The organism is Brevundimonas sp. R86498 (assembly GCF_044598075.1).
Classification (GTDB): domain Bacteria; phylum Pseudomonadota; class Alphaproteobacteria; order Caulobacterales; family Caulobacteraceae; genus Brevundimonas.
In genome coordinates, this window is the sequence record NZ_CP139004.1 from 523906 (window position 1) to 542701 (window position 18796).

10 protein-coding genes are annotated in these 18796 nt (G+C 65.1%); 4 read left to right on the top strand and 6 right to left on the bottom strand.

Translation table 11 applies throughout. The features are described 5' to 3' along the window. Positions 1–26: 26 nt before the first annotated feature. On the top strand, positions 27–1184 hold the full coding sequence (locus SJY26_RS02625) for a DUF4143 domain-containing protein (protein ID WP_396594608.1): 1158 nt from the start codon (positions 27–29) through the stop codon (positions 1182–1184). Between the two features lie 149 nt (positions 1185–1333). Then, complete coding sequence (locus SJY26_RS02630) at positions 1334–2356, top strand: IS110 family transposase (RefSeq protein WP_396593809.1); 1023 nt, start codon at positions 1334–1336, stop codon at positions 2354–2356. Positions 2357–2857: 501 nt separating this feature from the next. On the opposite strand, the gene SJY26_RS02635 is transcribed toward SJY26_RS02630, so the two are convergent. Further along, positions 2858–4495, bottom strand: a complete 1638-nt coding sequence (locus SJY26_RS02635; protein WP_396594609.1) for a hypothetical protein — start codon at positions 4493–4495, stop codon at positions 2858–2860. A 503-nt stretch (positions 4496–4998) separates the two neighbouring features. Between SJY26_RS02635 and SJY26_RS02640 the strand changes: the two genes are divergently transcribed. Beyond that, positions 4999–8628 carry an SIR2 family protein gene (locus SJY26_RS02640; RefSeq protein WP_396594610.1) on the top strand — a complete coding sequence of 1210 codons (3630 nt, stop codon included), beginning with the start codon at positions 4999–5001 and terminating at the stop codon, positions 8626–8628. Between the two features lie 107 nt (positions 8629–8735). On the opposite strand, the gene SJY26_RS02645 is transcribed toward SJY26_RS02640, so the two are convergent. Together SJY26_RS02645 and gyrB are read right to left on the bottom strand one after the other, a co-directional pair. Next, positions 8736–9848 (bottom strand): hypothetical protein, encoded by a 1113-nt coding sequence (locus SJY26_RS02645; RefSeq protein ID WP_396594611.1) that lies wholly within the window; start codon positions 9846–9848, stop codon positions 8736–8738. 521 nt (positions 9849–10369) lie between these two features. Continuing rightward, positions 10370–12817, bottom strand: a complete 2448-nt coding sequence (gene gyrB / locus SJY26_RS02650) for a DNA topoisomerase (ATP-hydrolyzing) subunit B (protein WP_396594612.1) — start codon at positions 12815–12817, stop codon at positions 10370–10372. 231 nt (positions 12818–13048) lie between these two features. Between gyrB and SJY26_RS02655 the strand changes: the two genes are divergently transcribed. Continuing rightward, entirely contained in the window at positions 13049–14272 is a 1224-nt protein-coding gene (locus tag SJY26_RS02655) for a cation:proton antiporter (RefSeq protein ID WP_396594613.1), read from the top strand. Between the two features lie 203 nt (positions 14273–14475). Here SJY26_RS02655 and recF read toward each other — a convergent pair whose 3' ends face one another. The 3 genes from recF to dnaA all read right to left on the bottom strand — a co-directional run bounded on the left by recF (position 14476) and on the right by dnaA (position 18406). Beyond that, positions 14476–15621 carry a DNA replication/repair protein RecF gene (gene recF, locus SJY26_RS02660; RefSeq protein ID WP_396594614.1) on the bottom strand — a complete coding sequence of 382 codons (1146 nt, stop codon included), beginning with the start codon at positions 15619–15621 and terminating at the stop codon, positions 14476–14478. Between the two features lie 112 nt (positions 15622–15733). Beyond that, positions 15734–16852: a DNA polymerase III subunit beta gene (gene dnaN / locus SJY26_RS02665; protein WP_396594615.1), complete on the bottom strand. Its 1119-nt coding sequence runs from the start codon at positions 16850–16852 to the stop codon at positions 15734–15736. A 147-nt stretch (positions 16853–16999) separates the two neighbouring features. Further along, entirely contained in the window at positions 17000–18406 is a 1407-nt protein-coding gene (dnaA, locus tag SJY26_RS02670) for a chromosomal replication initiator protein DnaA (RefSeq protein ID WP_396594616.1), read from the bottom strand. Positions 18407–18796 lie beyond the last annotated feature (390 nt).

Genomic DNA, 18796 nt, shown 5'->3' on the forward strand with positions numbered 1-18796 from the left:
AGGCTCGTGACCGGCTGGACGCGGCCGTGAAGCAAAGCCGCGTCACTGTTCTCTACGGTCTGCCGCGTGTCGGTCGAAGCGTGCTGCTCGCAGACTGGTGCGAGGGTCAGGTCGGCCTTCAGCGCGTGAAGGCCGGCGACGTCGCCACGTGCACGGCACCGCTCCAGGTGTTGGATCATCTCGACGTTGGCGGGGCGGGAGTCTTTGTGGACGCCTATCGGAACATCGAGGCTGAACGGCCAACCAAGTTCGTCGTCGCACCGGTCGATCTTGCGGCGACGCGTTTCTTGCAGCAAGAACTCACCGCTGCCGCCCAGCTTGTGGCCCTCGAACCCATGCAGCGCCACGAGTGGCTTGCCGAGGAGCTGCAGGCAGCCGAACCGTCTGGACCTGAAGCCGACTTTGCTCCTGTCGAGAGCGCCACCAACCGGCCCACCTTTGACCCGGATCGCCACTGGCTGAGGGGCGGTTTCTCCGAGAGTTTCGAGGCGACGAGCGACGCCGCAAGCCTACAGAAACGGCGTGATCTAATAGAAGGACTCATGCTGCGCGATTACGCGAGTTGGGGCATTGCACCCGGGCCACAGCTGATCGACTACCTCACTTGGGTAGCCAACCAGAATGGCGGCGAGCTCGATCTCGCAAAACCCCCCATCGGCAAACAGGCTGAGGCGCGCTCAGCCCTGTTCTTGTTGATAAAGCTCGGCGTCCTTCGTCAGCTTAGGAACTATCCCGGCGGCAGTACCGCCAGTCTTTCCCTGAAGCCCAAGGTGCATTTCCGCGACAGTGGGCTTCTGCATGCTGTCTTGGGGATCGAAACCATGCCTCAGCTAAGGGGCCACCGCCTATTGGGCGAGAGCTGGGAAGGCTATGCGATCGAGACGCTTATCCTGGCCGCGGGCCGGCCCAGCATCGCGCAGTTCTATCGCAAGGAGGGCCCCGAAGGCCCCGACGAGATCGATCTAGTACTCGACTTCCGGGCCCACAACGGGAAGCTGGTTGCGATCGAGTGCAAGGTCAGTCCGAACGAGCCTCCGCGTCCGGGGTACTATCGCGCCCTTGAGGCGATCGGTGCCACCGACGGCTTTGTCGTTCACTCTGGAGGTGAAGCCAACCTAGCGGCCGGGACGCACCGGCTTGACCTCGAAAGCGCTAGAATGCGGGTCCTCAATCTTTCCCGGTAAGTCCGCGCCGTTGCCTCACTGCAGAACTCTAGCGCAAGCCCTAGCAAGGGGCTGCTATTCGGCTAGTTTCCGATGTCCGCTCATGATGCTGTGGACGGCTCTCCAACCCACCGGCAGCTTTGGCTTCCGGTTTGAGCTGGAGGAGAGCCATGGGTCAGGTAGTCACGATTGGTTTGGACATCGCGAAGTCTGTGTTCCAGGTGCACGGCATCGATGCTGAGGGCGGCATCGTCATTCGGCAGAAGCTCACCCGAGCGCGGCTGCTGAAGTTCTTTGAGAAGCTGGATCCCTGCCTGGTCGGGATCGAGGCCTGCGGAACAGCTCATCATTGGGCCCGCGAGCTGATCGGCCTTGGCCACGATGTGAGGCTGATGCCGCCGAGCTATGTGAAGCCGTATGTGAAGCGGCAGAAGAACGACATGGCTGACGCGGAGGCGATCTGCGAGGCGGTCACCCGGCCAACCATGCGTTTCGTGCCAGTGAAGTCGCCAGAACAGCAGAGCGTCATGGTGCTGCACCGGACCCGATCGATCCTGATCCGACAGCGCATCCAGATCTCGAACGCGATCCGCAGCCACATGGCGGAGTTCGGCATGGCCGCCGCGGTCGGCCGGCAAGGCCTCCAGGCGCTGATCGTGATGGTGGAGGATTCGCCGGATGCCCGAGTGCCCGCTGAGGCCCGAGGCTGCCTCGGCATGCTCGCCTCGCAGTTGCGGCTGGTGAATGAGCAGATCCTGGATACCGATCGGCTCATCCGGACCAACGCCCGGTCGACGGAGGTCGGCCGCCGGCTGATGGAGATCCCCGGTGTGGGCCCGTTGCTGGCCAGCGCCCTGGTCGGCACGATCGCCGAGCCGAAAGCCTTCAAGACTGGCCGCAACCTCGCGGCCTGGATCGGCCTCGTTCCGAAGCAGAACTCCAGCGGCGGCAAGGAGCGGCTCGGCGGCATCACCAAGCAGGGCGACCGATATCTGCGACAGATGCTCGTCGTCGGCGCCTTGGCGGTCGTGCGCTACGCGGTGCGGAACGGCACGCGCCGGCCGTGGCTGGTCCAGCTGCTCGCAAGACGAACGCCGAAGGTCGCGGCCGTCGCCCTCGCCAACAAGACCGCGCGGATGGTCTGGGCGATCATGACTTCAGGCGAGCGGTACAGGGAGCCGGTTGCGGCTTAGGAATAGGTCAAGGCTGAGCGCTGAGGCCGACGAACTTGGGAAGGGCGGACAGGATGTAATGCGACAGCCGGTCGATACCGGAAGGCGGGAAAACCCACTTGCGCCAGAGCGCCTCGAGCGCGTGCTTTTGGTCGGGACCCGGCTTCGCGGAAGGCATTATGGCCAGCGGTCATGCGTACCGCACCAACAGGTCGAACACATGGCCGCACCGACCAGCACAGCAGAACATCAGATCACCCTTGCCAACGGGGAGCCGTCCACACATGGCGCATCGGCGACACGGCCAGACTGGGGTGGACGAGTAGCCGAGGACCGAACTGGTCCGCCCGCATGCGCGCACGGCCTGGGTGTTTTCCCTGCACCCATGCATGAAGGGCGTGACATCGAGCGCCACCCGATGCAACGCGATAGTCGGCATCGATCTCCTTAGCGCGACCCGGTGACCATTTGCGTTCGGACCCGTCGTGCGAACGTCGTCGAGACGGCACGCTTGGGTGACCATCACGCAATCGCATCCGTCGCGGTGCCATCAGCCGCGCTTTGAGGGTCCGCCGTGGTCGCAGCGCCGGCGACGTGGGCGTAGGTCGCGGCCGCGGCCCGAAGCAGAACAACCATCAGCCGCTCGATCTCGAACTGCTCGGATTCGTGCAAGGGATGGTGGACCGCTCCTCGCAGTCGGTGCGCCATGACCATGTCAGCCGCAATGGCACCTTCTGGGGACGACTGTCGAAGCGTCTCGATCTCGGCTTTCGTCTCATGCCATCGCGAGGCGGGACGACCCTGACGAGCTAGTCCTGCGGCCGAACGCAGGATCGCTGCCACCGGAGTTCCAGCCCAAAGCTCCTGGAACATCTCGATCAGTTGCGACCTAGTTCCGCCCATCGCACGCACCAGCTGCTCGACAGCCACGGCCATCCCCTGCAGATCACTGCTCATACCGGCCTCGGGACTCTCCGCCCCGTCGCCGAAGACATTCTCGTGGAAGGACTCGAGCCGCAGGAACACCGCGTCCTGGCGCTCTTCAGCGATGAAGTCGGCAAAACCCTGAATTACGCTAGGTGACAGGGATGTTCCGGGGAGGCCGACCCACGCTTGGTTCAGCGTGGTGACCACACGTTCCTTGTTAATCGCGGTCCAGTCCGGCCAGATTTCGTGCAGCGTCGGACGCTGGGTCGATCCGAGCGGGCCCACTACTTCTGCGATCTCGTCGAACGTCATCTCTTCCGCACGCTGCAACAGACGAACGGTCGCCGCGAGATAGGTGCGATAGGCGTCGGCCATCAGAACGCGACCGCCACCATCCCATTCCAGCCAGCGGCTGGCGAGGAAGGCGCACAGGGCTAGAAGCGCAGACCGGTCAACGCCGTAGCGGGTCATGCCACCCGCCGCCGCCGCTTTCCGCGCCGCTTCATGAGCTGCGGTTTGGTCTTCGTTGAGCCAGAAGCGGCCTGCGCTACCACCGGCCTCGTCCGTGATTTCCACCAAAGCTGCGTCGGCCTCTTCCGACGCCCAGACGACCGCATCGAGCGCCGCTCGATGCGCCAAGAAGCCCCTCAAAGCTTGAGATGGGCCGAATTGCTCGTTGAGGTATGCTTTAGGCAGCCGGCGCTCCCGAAGGGCCAGGTCAGCCGCCGCCCTCGTCGCCTCGTCAGCCAGATTGATCCGGAGGAAAAAGCCGACCTGAGCCGCTTCGGCTGCGGGGAGCACCTGCCAACTGCTGTAGAAGTCGGATACGAGGCCGTCGTCCAGCAGAGTCTCGTGAACGCGATTGGCCACGCTGTAGCGACGCGACGCGGGCTCCGGCATGGGCCCATTTGCCCCGAAGGAGAGAAAGCCAGCGTCGGCTTCGGTGGGTTCGTCGAGCGGATCGACCCGGCCCCTGATCCGCCTGGGCCACGTACGCTGCTCCATGGCGTTGAACAGGTTTACGGCGTCGTCCCATCGTGACCCTTCCGGTTCGATTGGATCGGTCATGGGGCCCATGTCCTCGTGGAGCTCCAGCCAGAGTCGACGGGCGACCGGCTCCGGCCATTCCAGACGAACAGCCGGCGTCAGAAAGCCGTCATCGGTCAGGGATTCGACAAGCCGGCGATCCACAAATTGGGGGAAGGCGCGGAGCTGCTTAAGCTCGTCGGCCAAGGTGCGGGCTGTGAGATGTCGGCGGAGCCGGAGTTTGACGCGTCGGGACATGCTAACGACATGGTAAGACGCCACGGCGGTCGCTAGTCAGCGACCGAGCATAGCCACTCGATCGCCGCCTATTGCGGGCTGCGCATTCACCAATAGCGCGACCGGGTTCATCTCAGCGAATGCTCGTTTCCCGGTGCAATGCGATGCTCCTGGCGCTTCTCAGACCTTCGGCGGCGACGACGTGAAAGGTGCCCCGCCATTCCTCCGAAGGGATTCGCACCGTCGTGGCCCGGTCGAAGATCGCGATGCTAGTCAGCGGCCATAGAGGCCTGCCGCCATGCAGAGCTTGAAGCGAAGAGCGGTCCTGTTCGCGAGCCTTCATGTCGGTGCCTTCGGATTGACTGGGCGACCTAGCGATCGCACGTCCATAGCCCGCACAACTCGCGAGAGAATGTGCTGGCTTGCGGCGCTTGGCGCGAGCTGAATGTCGGCCGCCGCATAAGGAGTCCATTTTGGCCGATACCGGCTCTTCTCTGGAGTCGTTGCCAGATTTTCCCGCACTGGAGCAAATGGCCCGCGCTCTCTGGAGCCCTGCGGGCGCACGGGGCGCGGCCGCGATGGTCGGTGCGGGCTTCAGCCTGAACGCGGACCTGAAGAGCGCGGACGTGCGGCCGCCGCCGCTCTGGGGACGGGTGGCGAACGCGATGAGCGACGCCCTCTACGCTGACGCCGCGGAAGCGCCTCAGGATCCTCTGAGACTGGCGGAAGAGTATCGGATCTACTTCGGTCAAGCCGCCCTCGACGATCTGATTCGTGAGTGGATTCCGGATGCCGGCTGGTCGCCAGGCCTGCTCCACGACGCCCTGATCGCCCTGCCGTGGGCGGATATTCTGACCACAAACTACGACACGCTGCTGGAGCGCGCGAGCACAGATGTGGCAGGACGACCCTATCAGGTCGTGCGGTCCGAGGGAGACCTCGCCCGGTTCTCGGCCCCGCGGATCATCAAGCTGCATGGCACCGTCGGCGTCGACGACCACTTCATAATCGCCGAAGAAGATTTCCGGACTTACCCCGCCAGGCGCGCCGCCTTCGTCAACGTAGCCAGACAGATTTTCATCGAAAATGAACTCTGCTTGTTCGGCTTTTCTGGCGACGATCCGAACTTCCTAGCCTGGTCCGGCTGGGTCCGTGACCACTTGGCCGGCAACGCTCGCCGAATCTATCTCCTCGGTGTACTGAAGCTCAGCCCGTCCAAGCGTAAGCTGCTGGAAGCGCGTAACATCTCGCCCATCGACCTTGCCCCGGCCGTCGAGCATCTCGACTGGGAGGATCGCAACCCGCGGGCGCTCGCGATGGCGCTCGAGTATCTGAAATCAGCGCAACCCCAGCACTCCTACGATTGGGAGCCGACCAATCCCTCGAGCTATCTGGGGCCACGTGGGGTCGATGACACCCAAAAACTGCACAAGGACCCGGACGTGGGCGCGACCCGAGTCCGCGATATGACGAGGGCTTGGGGAAGGGATCGAGCCAGTTACCCGGGATGGCTAGTGACGCCCGCCAGAGTGCGCCACGACCTGCGCGAGGCCAGCGAACGGGTGCCCTTTTTAAGCGAGCCTGTTTCTGAAGTCCTGGGACAGGCCGAGGCCGCCGCATGGCTCCGTGAAATCGCCTGGACTGAGAGCATCGGCTACGTCCCGGTAGACTTGGAGTTCGCCTCACGCCTTACCGAAATCCTCGCTCCGGCCAACTCATCCGGCTTCAGCCGGACCGATCGCCTCGAAATCGCAGCTTTTCTCCTGCGCTACGCCCGCGAAGCAGATCTCGACGATGAGTTTGAGCAATGGTCGGCCTACATCCGCGCCGCGGCGGATCCAGGCTCTGATGCCCTGGCGAATGCGGCCTATCAAGCCGCGCTCCGTGCACGTGACCGTCTCGACTTCGAAACGCTGGAAGGAATCGTGGAGGAAGTGGCCGGGCCGGACCCAGCCTGGGCGCTGCGAAGGGCGGCGCTTCATTGCGATCTTGGCGCGTTCGAGACGGCCGAGGCCGTGGTCAAGGCCAGCCTCGCCGACTTGAGAGGGCGGCGCCGTTCGACGCCCGCCTCTGTCTGGGTCATCTCGCGGCTGGCCTGGGCCGAGTGGCTAGCGAACGCTCTGGCGCGTGACGCGGACTTCAACCATCGCCCATGGGCTAACGATTTCAAGGCTTGGAAGAGTGATCCCTTCGATCTCATCGACGCGATTGAGAAGGAGATCTCAATCAAGGCGAAGAAGCGGCGCGAGGAGGAGCGCGAAGTTATTCCCAGCTTTGAAGCCGGGCACTACCGGAACCCCGGCAGTACGCTGTATTTTGGGAGCGCGCGGCATACGTCCACGCTGCACACCTTCAGCAGACTGCTTGAGGAGGCCGGCTGTCCGCTGCGCCTTCGCCATCACAACCTTGTTGCGGACACGCTTCTCGAAGCCGCCGAACTGACCCCGGACGATACGGTGCGCTGGTGCCTCGTCTTGCTTAGATCCATGGACCGTCCGGGCCAGCGGCACTTCCAGGATCATTTCTCACGGGTGGCGATCGCCCGCATGCCGGAAACTGTCGCGTCCGGACTGTTAAATCGACTGTTCCCGGCGGCGCAGTTCTGGATCGAGCGCTTCAGCCGTCCGGACCGACGTCGGACGGCGCTCGACCAACTCCCGCTGCTCCTCGAAACGATCGCGCGTCTTGTCGTTCGAACTTCAGTCGGCGAGGCCGACAAGGTTATCGGGCTGGCTATTGCGATCTCGACCCAGGCTTGGGCGGCTCACCATGCGGTCTGCGAACCCCTTGGGCGGATGTTCAACAATGCGCTTTCGGCTTTGCCCAAAGCGGAACGCGGTCGATGGGCTGAAGCGATCCTGGCCTTCCCGCTTCCCGGAGAAACCGGCGGGCAGCCGCACAGCTGGCCCAGCGCGGGCGAATGGCTCCAACTGGTCGGCCCTATGAAGCCAGCGCTCGAGGGCATCTCCTCCGCACGCGTGGACGCCCTCATCGACGCCACGGCCGGTCTCGACAGGGATCGGGTTGAAGCCTGTGATCGGCTGTCTCGCCTTCACGACGCCGGTCTGTTGTCTGGTGACCAGACCCGGCGCTGGGGTCGGAATTTATGGGCTCACCTCGACACGGGATCACCGCCGCTACCGGCGGGAACACGCTTCTTTGTGTTTGCATTCGCAAGCCTCCCTTACCCCGGGGAGATCGACCCAGTCGCTGTCGTAAATCAACGGATGTATACGCAGCTGCAGCCCAGCACGCCTACGGACATCCTGGACGAGATCGCAGCGACTGGAACCCACGGTCTGCGGCCATCGTCCACCCTACCAACCGCCGAGCAAGCCGCCCTGCTTTTCGATCAACTCGTTCAATGGCGCGCGCGGGTCGGCAATATGGCTGCGCATGAACAACTCTCGCAGGCCCTATCTGGCAAATCTGACGCTCGAACAGCTGCATCACTAGCCCGAGCTTTATCCCGCACCATCGTCCCTGCGCTCGCGCCAAACGATCGCAGCCCCGCCCGACTGCAGATGTTGTTTGATTTGCTCGAGGAGGATTCCGTCGGAACCGCGCGAGAAGCCGTTACGCACTTCCTCGAAGGCCCTTCGTCTCTCCGACCTCTCGTCGTCAAAGGGCTTCGTGACGGTCTTCTCTCAGGTCGGTTCGACGACGTCGCCGGGGCCTGCGAAGGGGTCATGATTTGGCTCCATCGCTCACGTGATCTGGGGCCCCCCGACCAATCCCTGGTCGATCTGCTTGTCCGACAGGTGGAGACCCGTGTCCCAATAGCCCTGCACATCGTCATGCGGACCGTGCGTCGTGCGCTGGCCGAAAGCTTGATCGGGCCGGCTGAGATCGAATGCCTCAAGCGAACTCTAGATGTTCTTCAAGCGGAGACGGCCTATGATGCCGTTCGCGTCGGTTCGATGGATGGGGTGTCCGTCTCCCTTGTTCGCGCGGAGAGCGTCCGTCTGGCTAGTGCGCTGGAGGCAACTGTCGGACCATCCAAAGAAACTCAGGCGTGGCTGCACGTTGCGCCTAGTGATCCGCTTCCCGAAGTTCGACACGCTCTAGACGAAGGGAGCGTGCACGACGATGGCCTTGAATGACTTTGTCTGCTTGACGGGTCGCAGTCGCTTAGACGTGCCCCGCAGCCTGTGAATGTCAGCTCCAGGCCAGACAACCAATGTCCGCAGCTGGCCCCTATCCGTAGGCGTCAGGCCCGTTCGAGCAGGTCCCTCACCAGGGCTAAGGCCTCCGCTGGCGCGGAGGCCACCCGGCAGCCGCTCGCGTCGCGCAACTTGAGCGGCCCCCGGCCAATCAGATCCTTTAGCGGTCCCTCGGTCAGAAAGACGTCGCAATAGCCCAAGGCCGCCGCAGCGTGAGCGAAGTCGTGAATGTCGTTAGGTTTGAATTTTTGAGTTCGGTTCCACCGTACGAGGGCGTGGAGGCCGGCGCGGACATATAGAGAGGGAACCGCCTTGCGGGCATCGGGTGCCGCCCGCAACGTCAAGTAAATCGTATTGGCCCAGGCTTCAGGCGTCATCTCCCGGGCTCCGGGCATGGTGGGGTCGTCAAACAGGGCGACGCCGCCAACCTTGATGATCTCGGCCGAGGCGTCGGCAGCACCGCGCAACTCAGCGTCAAGCAGCGCCTCGAACGTCGTCGCCTCATGGGCGTGCGCTTGGGACCGCTCGGAAAGATCGCGCGCAAGATCCGCCCAGGCAAGTCGGGTATCGTCGCTTTCGGCGGATAGGAGATCTTCGGCCTTGGCCGCCACCAGAGTGTCGAACCAAGCCTTCTCCATGAGCTGCTGTCGCTGACGCGTGCCGAGCGGCGGGATGGGCGGGGTGGCGTCGCCCATCATGCAGCCGAGCGGCACCCAAATCCGGTCGCGCGGCGGACCTAGCGGTTTCCGGGCGAGGACGGCGTGAAGCATGTGGGCGGTCTCGACCGCGACCATTTCATCGTCGGCCACAAGGCCGATCCCAACGCTGAGTTCGTCGATGAGCCGCCCCAAGGCGATACGACTCTCGCGATCTCGCTGCTTGCCGATTTCCATAAGGAGTCCGGTGCTCGGCGGGCAGAAGGCCCGGCCCTCAGACGCCGCCTCGCGCAACAGATTTAGCATCTCAGCGTGCTCGACCTCGCGCGCGGCTCCGCTTGAGGCGCGTTGGAGGTCGATCCAGTAGTTCAGATCAAGATAGACAGCCTTCCGTCCTGCCGCCTTTCGCGCCAAGACCATCAGATGCCGCTCCCGATATGCCTTGGCCGAGACGCCGATCTGTCCCATGTGACGATTCAGAAGTTTGGACGCGAGCTTGGCCATGCCCGCACCTTAGGACAGTTCCGTCCGCGTCACGAACGGAGGGTGTGAGCCTCTGTTGCTAGGAATTGTCCTCGCCTAGATCTGGTTTACGGCCGTGGGCGAACATCCGCTCATGGCGCTTCCAGAATTGCCGCCAACGGCTGCTACTACTCATTCCGCACACGAGGGGGGCTTCTCTGAAAGCGGGGATTGGCACGCTGAGCAGACTTTGCCGTTTACATGTGCTGAATGTCCGATTGTTGGCTGCAAGCCGATGACGGATATTGGCGCTTTGTAGACCTCTTGCGCCACGGGCATATCGCGTGTCGAGCCGCCTTGACGCAGGAAGGCCAGCATATGCTGGCCTTCGATCACGCTTCGGTTGGGTGGCAGAAGGCGACCGCTCTGAGCTGAATGCATAAGAGCCTGATCATCCGGAGGTGGGTGGCCTACGAAAGATTCTTGCCAATTGTGATCCAAGTCTCAACAATTGTGGTTCAGTTCTCACCAACTATGACCCGGACCAGCCCTGACGGGTGTCCCTAGACGTCGACGGCCGCGTCCAGGGCGTTGTCCTGGATGAACTCGCGGCGCGGCTCGACCACATCGCCCATGAGCTTGGCGAACAGGTCGTCGGCGTCGTCGGCGTGGTCCACCTGGACCCGCAGCAGGGTGCGGGCATTGGCGTCCAGGGTGGTTTCCCACAGCTGCTCCGGATTCATCTCGCCCAGGCCCTTGTAGCGCTGGATGGCGAGACCCTTCTTGCCCGCTTCCAGCACGGCGTTCAGCAGGTCGATCGGCCCCCGGATGGTGGTCGACTTGTCCTTGCGCCGGTAGGTCGCCGGGGCGTCGAACACACCCTCGAAGGCTACGGCCCGCTCCGCGAGGCGACGCGCATCGAGGGACCGGATCAGCGTCTCTTCCAGAACGATCTTCTCCTGGACCGCGCGGCGGGTCCGCTCGAACACCACCGCCCCCTGCTCACCGGGAAGTCCCGACCAGGCTCCGTCGCCCTCCTCGGCATAGAGATTGAGACGGATGGCTGCGGCGGCGGACGCACGGCCCATGTCCCCATCGTCGGCGAACAGGCCGGCCAGGGCCGACTGCTCGATGGCGAACGCCGGCGCACGCTGGCTCAGCCGGTCGGCCAGGGCCTTGAACGCCTTGGCCTCGCGCACCAGGGCCTGCAGATCCTGACCCGTCCGGCGCTCGCCGGTGGCCAGATCCAGCTCTGCCTCCGACGAGCCCTCCTCAATCAGATAGGAGTCCATCTCCGTCTGGTCCTTCAGGTAGCGCGACTGCTTGCCCTTGGAGACCTTGTACAGCGGCGGCTGGGCGATGAAGACGTGGCCGCGCTCGATCAGCTCGGGCATCTGGCGATAGAAGAAGGTCAGCAGCAGGGTCCGGATGTGCGCCCCGTCCACGTCGGCGTCGGCCATCAGGATGATCTTGTGATAGCGCAGCTTGTCGGCGTCGAAATCGTCCCGCCCGATGCCGGTGCCCAGCGCCAGGATCAGCGTGCCGATCAGCTCCGACGACAGCATCCGGTCGAACCGGGCCCGCTCGACGTTCAGGATCTTGCCCCGCAGCGGCAGGACAGCCTGGTTCTCGCGGTTCCGGGCCTGTTTGGCCGAGCCACCGGCGGAATCGCCCTCGACGATGAACAGTTCGGACTTGGCCGGGTCGCGTTCCTGGCAGTCAGCCAGCTTGCCGGGCAGGGAGCTGATTTCCAGCGCCGACTTGCGCCGGGTCAGGTCGCGGGCCTTCCGGGCCGCCTCGCGCGCGGAGGCCGCCTCGATGATCTTGGCGACCACCTGTTTGGCCTCCAGCGGATGTTCCTCGAACCACTGCGACAGGCCTTCGGAGCACAGCCCCTCGACCGCCGGCCGCACCTCGGACGAGACCAGCTTGTCCTTGGTCTGGGAGCTGAATTTCGGATCCGGCACCTTGACCGACAGGACGCAGGTCAGGCCCTCGCGCGCATCCTCGCCGGTGACGGAGACCTTCTCCTTCTTGCCGGCACCCGAGCTCTCGATATAGGCGCCCATGACGCGCGTCAGGCTGGCCCGGAAGGCCGACAGGTGGGTGCCGCCATCCCGCTGGGGGATATTGTTGGTGAAGCACAGCATGGTCTCGTGGTAGGAGTCGTTCCACCACAGGGCCAGGTCGATCTCGATGTTTTCGCGCTTGCCGCGAATGACGATGACGTCTTTCAGGATCGGCGACTTGGACTTGTCGAGGTGGCGCACAAAGGCCTCGACCCCGCCCTCATAGTGCAGGATTTCCTCGAACGGCTCGGCCCCGCGATTGTCCGCCAGACGGATGACCACACCCGAGTTCAGGAAGGCCAGCTCGCGCAGCCGGTGTTCCAGCGTCTTCAGATCGAAATCGATGTGGCTGAACGTCGTGACCGACGGATAGAAGGTCACCTGCGTTCCGGACAGGACGCGCCCGTCCTCACGCTTCGGGGCCTCGCCGGTCACCCTCAGGCTCTCGACCGTGTCGCCGCGCTCGAAGCGCATTTCGTGACGCCGGCCGTTCCGGAAGATCACCAGCGTCAGCCAGTCGGACAGCGCATTGACCACGGACACGCCCACACCGTGCAGACCGCCCGAGACCTTGTAGGAATTCTGGTCGAATTTGCCGCCCGCGTGCAGCTGGGTCATGATGACCTCGGCCGCCGAGACCCCCTCGCCCTCATGGATGTCGACGGGAATGCCGCGGCCGTTGTCGGTCACAGTGACCGAGCCGTCGGCGTTCAGGATCACCTCGACCAGATCGGCGTGGCCGGCCAGGGCCTCGTCGATGGCGTTATCGACCACCTCATAGACCATGTGGTGCAGACCCGAGCCGTCGTCGGTGTCACCGATATACATGCCCGGGCGTTTGCGGACCGCGTCCAGCCCCTTGAGAACCTTGATGGATTCCGCGCCATATGCCGCTTCTTCAGCGGTGTCTTCGGTGCGGGCGGTCGGGGTCTGGTCGGTCATTCAGTCGTCCGGAGACGCGGACGTCGCGGGCCGCGTCAAACGCTGCCCCGTCCGCCAAAAGAGCTCTGTTCCCGGACGGCCAATTCAGGCCTTCCGGAAGCGAGCTTTATACAGCCATTTCGCCGCTGAAAGCGAGCGCCGAAGCCGCTTTCACGCCTTGTAGCAGGGCTGTTGAGCCCCATATGTTGGGCTCACCCATCGAGAGACCCACAACCGACGCCCGGAGCGCCGATGCCGCATGCCGACAGCCTGATTTCCACCCTGGTTGCGGCCTTCGTGCTCGCCTTCGTCTTCGGGATGATCGCCAACCGGCTGAAGCTGTCGCCACTGGTCGGCTATCTGGTGGCAGGCGTGCTTGTCGGGCCCTACACCATCGGCTTCGTCGCCGACACGACCCTGGCCCCGCAGCTGGCGGAGGTGGGCGTGATCCTGCTGATGTTCGGGGTCGGTCTGCATTTCTCGCCGGCCGATCTGATGAAGGTGCGCCGGGTCGCCGTCCCCGGCGCGCTGGTCCAGATCGCGTCAGCCACGGCGCTGGGCTGGGTGCTGGGCCGGTTTGCGCTGGGTCTTTCCGACGTCGAGGCCCTGCTGATGGGGTTCGCCCTGTCCGTGGCCTCAACCGTGGTCCTGATCCGCGCGCTCGAGGAACGCCGTCAGGGCGGCGGCGAGGTCGGCCGTATCGCCGTGGGCTGGCTGATCGTGGAGGACCTGGTCATCGTGCTCGCGCTCGTTCTCCTGCCCATGATCGTCCTGCCGTCGGGGACCGTGATCGATGCCAGTGCGCTGGGGCTGAACATCGGCTGGACCCTGCTGAAAGTCCTCGGCTTCGTCCTGGCCATGTTGTTCGTCGGCGGCCGGGTCCTGCCGTGGGTGCTGGTCCGCATCGCCCATACCCGCTCAAGAGAGCTGTTCACCCTGGGCGTCCTGGCCATTGCGCTGGGTATCGCCTGGATCGCCTATCAGCTGTTCCATTCCTTCGCCCTGGGGGCCTTCCTCGCCGGTCTGGTGCTGAATGGCACGCCGCTGGGCCACAATGCGGCCGAGCGTTCCCTGCCGCTGCGTGATGCTTTCGCAGTCCTCTTTTTTGTGTCGGTCGGCATGCTGTTCGACCCCACAATCCTGGTGCGCGAGCCCCTGTCGGTGCTGGGCGTTCTGGGCATCGTCATTGTCGGCAAGACAGTCGCGGCGCTTGCCATCACCACCCTGTTCCGGCTGGACCGGGGCACCAGCCTGACCGTCGCCGCCAGCCTCGCCCAGGTCGGGGAGTTCTCCTTCATCCTCGCCGCGCTCGGCATGTCGCTGGGGGCCATGAGTCAGGAAACCCACGACCTGATCCTGGCCGCCGCCCTGCTGTCGATCTCGCTGAACCCGTTCGTCTTCCGCCTGATGGACCGGCTGGGGGGCAAGCCGCCCGGGACCCGCCCGGACAACGAGATCAACCCGGCGACGGCATAGGAATTATTTCCAGAATTACCCTTGTCGCCGTCGGCAGGTTTCCCATGTGACCTCACGGTCTTTGACAATCTGCAGGTCCCGTCCCGCCGAGGGCCGGAATGTCCGATAATCCCGTCACCATGACATGAGGCATTCGGGTTTCTCTTTCATTTTACTGGGTTTTTATCTGGCTATGTCACGGTCCGTCATGGTGTTTTCGACGGTCACGCGCTGACGAGGGCCCCGCCTTCAACCCGCACGAAGACCGCCCGCCCCCTCAGCGGCGCAAACAGATCGGCCTCGGTCCCGGTCAGGAACGCCTGCAGATCGAGCGCCACGATCTCGTCGAACAGGGCCGCGCGACGGCCGGCGTCCAGATGCGCCGGAGCCTCGTCCAGCAGCAGGACGGGCGGGGCCGGCGTCGGCCCGCCCGCCGCTTTCAGCCGTCCGATCTGGGCCAGGATGAGGTTCAGAACGAGCGCCTTCTGCTCGCCGGACGAGCCCTCGGCGGCCGGGCGGTTCTTCTCGCGGTGCAGGGCCGTCAGGTCGGTGCGATGCGGCCCGAACAGTGAGCGCCCGGCGGCGGCGTCCCGGGCGCGCGACCGGGCGAGGCCCTCACGAATGTCGCCGGCAATGGCTTCGTCCCCTGCCCCCTCGCTCGCCGCCATCTCGGCCGCGCCGTCCAGCCCGAGGTCGGCCTGCGGGAAGGGTCGCTCGGCCCGGGCGTCGATCGCGGCCTGAAGCACCGCGAGCGCCCGCGCTCGCGCCATCGCCGCCCGCGCGCCGGTCTCGGCCAGCCGGGCCTCCAGAGCATCCAGCCACAGGGGGTCTGCCTCGCGTCCCTCCGCCCCGTCGACCAGCAGCCGCAGCCGCTCACGCAGGGCCTTCTCGTATCCCGCCACAGCCGCCGCATGGCCCGGGTCAGCGGCGAACACCAGCCGGTCGAAGAATTTCAACCGCTCGGCCCGTGCGTCGGAGAACAGCCGGTCCTGTTCCGGCGTGGCCCAGACGGGCCGCAAATAGTCCAGCAGTCGCCCCGGCTGAGCCGTCTCCCCCTCGATCCGCACCATTCGCCGGCCGGCCCCGGCGACCTGGACCCCGGTGCCCAGCCGGACGGGGTCGCCATCGGCCCCCTCAAGCGTGAGGGCCACGGCCCAGGCCCGACCGCCTGTCTCACCCGGCTCCCGACGCCCCATCTCCTGCGCCGTCGCCCCGCGCAGCCCCTTGCCCGGTGTGAACAGGCTCAGAGCCTCCAGCAGATTGGTCTTGCCCGCCCCGTTCGGCCCATGCAGCACCACCGCCCCCGGCCCAACCGGAAGCGTGGCGCTCGCATAGGACCGGAAATCGGTGAGGGTGAGGGCGGTGATCAAGGAGGTGGTTGGTGGCTGGTGACTGGTGGTTGTTGCATCATCGCCAGTGCCAACGGGCGACGCACGGACATTGGTCCCGCAATCACCCGTCACCAGCCACCAATCGCGCTCGTCACACCCGCAGCGGCATCAGCACATACTGGACGCCCGGATCGCCCGGATCGAGCACCAGCGTCGGCGAGGCCGGATCGGCGAACAGGAAGGTGGCGTTCTCGCCGGTGATCTGGCCGGCCACGTCCAGCAGGTAGCGGGCATTGAAGCCGATCTCGAACGGGGCTTCGGAATAGCCGATCTCGACCTCCTCGACGCCCTGGCCGGCCTCCATGTTGCGCACCGTCAGGGTGACGCGGTCCAGCTCGAAAGCCAGCTTCACCGAGCGGCTCTTCTCGGCCGAGATGGTGGCCACCCGGTCCACGGCCGAGGCGAAGACGGCATTGTCGATGTCGGCCTGTTTGTCGTTCCCTTTGGGGATGACGCGCATATAGTCGGGGAAGGCCCCGTCGATGACCTTGGAGGTCAGGCTGGCCTGGCCGAACTCGAAGCGGATCTTCTGCGGGCTGACCTGGATCTCGACGGGCCCCGAGCCGTCGTCCAGCAGGCGGCGGACCTGATCGATGGTCTTGCGCGGCACGATGACGCCGGGGCCGCCGGCGGCCCCCTCGGGCGCGGGGGTCTCGGCCAACGCCAGACGGTGCCCGTCGGTTGCGACCGCGCGCAGCAGGGGAATGCCGGCCTCGGCCACGGTGTGGAGATACAGGCCGTTCAGATAATAGCGCGTCTCCTCGGTCGAGACCGCGAACCGGGTCTTGTCGATCAGCCGCGCCAGATCCTCCTTCATCAGGGTGAACCGGACGCCCGAAGTGTCCGTCGACATAACCGGGAAGTCGCCGGCCGGCAGGACCGGCAGGTTGAATTTCGATCGCCCCGCCTGGACCGTCAGTCGGGGATCATCACCATTGTAGATCAGGGCCACCTCGGCCCCGTCCGGCAGCTTGCGCACGATCTCGTACAGGGTGTGGGCCGGGGCGGTGATCTGCCCCTCGACCTGGACCGTGGCCTCGGCCTCGTCGACCATCTCCATATCGAGATCGGTGGCCGCAAAGCTCAGCTTGTCGCGACCGGCCGACAGCAGGACGTTGGACAGGATCGGAATGGTGTTCCGGCGTTCGACCACGCTCTGCACATGCCCAAGGGCCTTCAGGAGCGCGGATCGTTCGATGGTCAGCTGCATGTCGTCTCAGGCGTCCGGGGCGAGGCCGGAATCGACCTTCGCGGCAACAGTGGCCGTGGACACTAAAGGATTGGCGGCGCGGGGCAACGGGGGCGGGCAAAGTCCACAGACTTCTCCCTCCCCCGAGGGGGAGGGAGAAGTCTGGCTTCAGCCCCGCAGCTTCCTCGTCAACGCCTCCACGTCCCGGGCGATCTGGTCGTCCTGGGGCATCAGCTCCTCGATCTTGCGCACACCGTGCAGGACCGTGGTGTGGTCGCGCCCGCCGAAGCGACGGCCGATGTCGGGATAGGAGCGGGTGGTGTGCTGCTTGCATAGCCACATGGCGATCTGACGGGGGCGAGCCACGGCGCGGGTGCGGCGCTCGCTCAGCAGATCGGCCTGTTTCATGTTGAAATGCTCGGCCACCGTCTTCTGGATCTCGTCGACGGTAATGCGGCGCTCGGGTCCGCCGCGCAGGGCCGATCCCAGCAGGGTCAGGGTTTCCTCCACGCCGAGGGCGGCCAGACGGGGTCCGGCGGCGGCGGCCAGGGTGTTCACCGCCCCTTCCAGCTCACGCACCGAGCCCGGCGTGCGGTCGACCAGCTGTTCCAGCACTTCGGACGACGCCTCGCCCGAGACGACGCCCATCCGGGCAAAGGACGCCAGCCGATTGCGGGCCACGGCGATCTTGAGCGCCCGGTCGGCGGGTTCGACCGGGCAGGTCAGGCCGGCGGCCAGATGACTGCGCAGGCGCGGCTCGACCTCGGTCAGGGCCATCGGGGGACGGTCGGCCGACAGGACGATGCGTTTGCCGTCCTCGATCAACGCCGTCAGGGTCGACAGCAGCTCTTCCTGGGTCGAGGCCTTGCCGCCGACGAACTGGACGTCATCCAGCAGCAGCATGTCGGCCGAACGCAGGCTTTCCTTGAAGGCGGCGGTCGAGCGATCCTGCATCGCCTTGACGAAGGTCGACAGGAACCGCTCGGCGGTCAGATAGACGACCTTGGCATCCGGCCGCAGACGCTGCGCCTCCCAGGCGATGGCGTTCAGCAGATGGGTCTTGCCGTAGCCGTAAGGCCCACAAAAAAAGATCGGATTGAAATGGCCATCGGCCCAGCTGGCTGTCTGGCGGGCGATGGCCAGGGCGAAGGCATTGCCCTGACCCTCCACGAAACTGTCGAACGTCAGGCGTTCCTGCAGGCCGGCGGCACGAACGGCGCGGGCCCCGTCCATGACCGGGGGCACTGTCGGTGCCACCGGTGTCTCACCCGATGCCGAGGACAGCGCCTGGACCAGGGTGGCGGACGCCGGAGCGACGGACGCCACCTCGGCGCGGCAACGCACCTCGAGCCGTCGCGACAGGCCGTCCAGACCCAGCCAGAGCTCATTCAGACGGCGCAGCGCATTCTTGCGCACCCAGTCGCGCGCATAGCCGGTCGGGGTGACGAGGATCAGCTGGCCGGCCCCGTCGGCGCGCACCGCCGAAGGCGCGATATAGGAGCTGAACGGGCCTTCGCCGATCTCCGCGCGAAGCCTCACGGAGGCCTCGGTCCAGATCCGGTCCGGGTCCGTCATGTTCGCCACCGCCAAGCCCCCCATCGTCGTTACGCCCGCCTTGAAATCAACCTGCCTTCCGGACCCACATGGGGCCGGATCCACGCCGGGGTCCGCCTGGTCCAGGGACGCGTTCTCCTCTCTCCGAAAGCATGGGCTTTCGAAGCGGGGGCGACCTCGCGGACAGACATCTCCCGCCGGCGCAGGGTTTCATCCCCGCTCCGTCTTCATCCGTGTGGGGATGGAAGTGCGTTAGAGCCCAAAACTTACGCCCGACGCGGCATGGGTCAACGCTGATTCGAAGGGCCGCAGACAACTAAATTGTTTGACTCCGCTAAAGCCAAATCCCGCTTGAGGAAATGCCGCTTTCGCCTGTTCGGCGAGCGCGGATTCACCAATGACCACTTATCC